4 protein-coding genes are annotated in these 1,774 nt (G+C 42.6%); 3 read left to right on the top strand and 1 reads right to left on the bottom strand.

Going from position 1 to position 1,774, the window contains the following annotated elements; translation table 11 throughout:
* The 3 genes from EPE01S_RS23695 to EPE01S_RS22570 all read left to right on the top strand — a co-directional run.
* On the top strand, positions 1-604 hold a 604-nt coding region (locus EPE01S_RS23695), incomplete at its 5' end, for a DUF6862 domain-containing protein (RefSeq protein WP_303621220.1).
* Between the two features lie 34 nt (positions 605-638).
* Positions 639-1,025 carry a hypothetical protein gene (locus EPE01S_RS23555; protein WP_157076055.1) on the top strand — a complete coding sequence of 129 codons (387 nt, stop codon included), beginning with the start codon at positions 639-641 and terminating at the stop codon, positions 1,023-1,025.
* The gene (locus tag EPE01S_RS22570; protein WP_062749666.1) at positions 1,025-1,513 is read left to right on the top strand and encodes a hypothetical protein; all 489 of its coding nucleotides are present in this window, start codon (positions 1,025-1,027) and stop codon (positions 1,511-1,513) included. The genes EPE01S_RS23555 and EPE01S_RS22570 overlap by 1 nt, the downstream gene beginning before the upstream one ends.
* A 47-nt stretch (positions 1,514-1,560) precedes the next feature.
* On the opposite strand, the gene EPE01S_RS23750 is transcribed toward EPE01S_RS22570, so the two are convergent.
* A partial coding sequence (locus tag EPE01S_RS23750; protein ID WP_506256253.1) for a SymE family type I addiction module toxin occupies positions 1,561-1,774 on the bottom strand: 214 nt, incomplete at its 5' end.

Below are 1,774 nucleotides of genomic sequence, written 5' to 3'. Positions count from 1 at the left end.
GGCGGGTAAGAATGCGGTGGAGAATAACTATCTGCACGTGTCGGAGAAGACAGAGCTTGAGATAGCGAAGCAGAAACTCAACAGCAAAGACCCGGCAGAGCGTGAGCAGGCCCAGCAGAAAGTTAATGAACTGCGTGAAAAGGATATTGCCAGCGACCAGAAGGTCATTGATGCTTGTGGAAACGGTAATGCCGGAAGTGCGGCTTGTGCCAGTGCAAGACTGGAGGTTATCGCGGCCAAAGGTGAGTACGACACCGGGCAGTACAATAACAAAGTCAGTGAGATGTATGCGGACTCTTACGGCCAGATAGTGAACCTGCTGAATATCACCAGCGTTGATGCACAGAATCAGCAGCAGGTGAAGGATGCGATGGTGAATTATGCTATGGCGCAGCTTGGGGTTGATAAGGCGACAGCAGAACAATATGTGTCCACGTATGAGGGGATGAAGGCTGTTGCGGCTTCCATGACTCCTGTAATAGGTTCTGCTGCGGCCAGTAAGATAGAGGCGCTGGCTGGTAAACAACGACTATCCAGTAACTTTGAAATAAAATCTTTGCCGGATGCTAACGGGAAAAATCATGTCACAGCCGTGAAAAAATGATGCAACAATACCAGTCGATAAAATTGAACTCTATTTGCGTGGTAAAGCATCTGGTGATTTGGAAGCATTGAAAAAAGAGTACAATTCACTTAAGGACTTACAAGTAAGTAATCAGAGAAAATTTGCTAAAACCCCAGGAGCAAGAGAAAAACTCAATAAGCTTAATGATCAAATTTATAATATTGAAAGATCTCGGGAAATGGCTCAAAATTTAAATAATGCGGGAATCACTGATTCAGCAAAGAACAATGCAATGATTATGGATAATTTATTGAAGACTGCGGGTGGCGTTACATCATCTAATAGAGAAACGTCCATTGTAGTATCTGGTTCGGGCGGAAATGTAAGGATCTATGCAACATGGAAAATTTTACCCGATGGCTCTAAAAGATTAGCTACTGTTAAAACAGGAGTGTTTTAATGATAAAAAATAAGAGTGAAAATGAGTTAATAATAGGCATAAAAAACTATTTAATGAATGGTTGTGCTGAAATTAATTCTTTTGATGATCCTGCTAGTGAGGTGATTGATTATCTTAATGCTCTTTTTTCGATAGATGTCAAGTTAGCTGAAGAAATTTGCAAAATGGTAATTAAAACAGAGCATGTTGATGGTTATTTTTTTAAGTCAATATGCCTCAATGACTTACTTTTATCTGAGGACGAATGGCCTTTTGCATTTACTTACCTTTTAAATGAAACTGAAAATATAAGTGTCCCTGAGCTTGAAAAGGCACTGTTCTATTTTTACTGTGCAAAAAATGAGACAGATCCTTATCCTGTACCAGAGGGTTTATTCAAAAAGTTAATGGAAAGATATGAAGAACTGAAAGATGATCCTGATGCAAAATTTTATCATCTTCATGAAGCGTATAATGATTTTATTAAAGCTTACTCACGGGATAACTAAAAACCATCCCGGCTTTGTTGCCGGGATTTTTTTTATCTGTAGTTCAGTCAGTTAGCGTTCCTGCTCTGCGGTTGGCCGATCACCTCAATCAGCTCCGTCACCTGCCGCTGCTTACGGGCAGACAGCTGACAGTCCTTACGCAGCGTCTGCATGATCTCCGGTTCTGGCGGTGATGCCGGGTCGCATACCGTCAGCCTCAGCACCGGCGGGCCGGTGGGCAAGGACCTGCTGACCAACATGGCCGGCGGCATGCTGTCGGGT

This window comes from Erwinia persicina NBRC 102418 (assembly GCF_001571305.1).
Lineage (GTDB): Bacteria > Pseudomonadota > Gammaproteobacteria > Enterobacterales > Enterobacteriaceae > Erwinia > Erwinia persicina.
Note: the sequence above shows the minus strand (reverse complement) of the source record. Positions and strands in the feature narration are given on the sequence as shown.

Bases quoted from the DNA above. Each gene is read 5' to 3' on its own strand.
- EPE01S_RS22570 (WP_062749666.1), top strand. From the start codon at position 1,025: ATGATAAAAAATAAGAGTGAAAATGAGTTAATAATAGGCATAAAAAAC.